Source organism: Phaeodactylibacter xiamenensis (assembly GCF_000759025.1).
GTDB classification, from domain to species: domain Bacteria; phylum Bacteroidota; class Bacteroidia; order Chitinophagales; family Saprospiraceae; genus Phaeodactylibacter; species Phaeodactylibacter xiamenensis.
This window is the reverse complement of sequence record NZ_JPOS01000065.1, coordinates 1-449: the sequence shown is the minus strand read 5'-3', so window position 1 is coordinate 449 and position 449 is coordinate 1. Positions and strand designations below refer to the sequence as shown.

1 protein-coding gene is annotated in these 449 nt (G+C 51.9%); it reads right to left on the bottom strand.

Translation table 11 applies throughout. The features are described from left to right. Positions 1-449 (bottom strand): group II intron maturase-specific domain-containing protein (locus IX84_RS18395; protein ID WP_044224078.1); only part of this gene is annotated, 449 nt, incomplete at both ends.

The window sequence follows — 449 nt, the reverse complement described above, 5'->3', positions numbered from 1 at the left end:
TGCAGCTCGCGTTGCGCCAGCGGGCCATAGAGATTTTCTCAAAACTCCCTTTGTAAACCATCCGTCGTAACTGTTTATGCAAGCCTTTCCAACTTTTCCACTCGCGCATTTGCTTCATCCGCAGGCGGCGACGTATCCAGCTCATTAAATTACGGAACAGGCGCTTGACTTGCCCAATGCGGAAGTAGTTGGCAAAACCCCGCAATAGCATCGAAAGCTCCCCTATCTGGTGCTCTACGTTACGCCCGGAATTGCGCGGGGTCAGCTTGCGGACTTTGTCCTTAAACTTCTTCACGCTCTTTGGGTGTATGCGCGCACCTCGACGGCTGATGATAAAACCCAGGTACGCTATGCCTTCCCATATCGTTGTGAGGTGCGTCTTCTTTACGTTGACCGTAAGTTTTAGCTCCTCTTCCAGATATCGGGCGGCTATAGAACGATACCCCCCA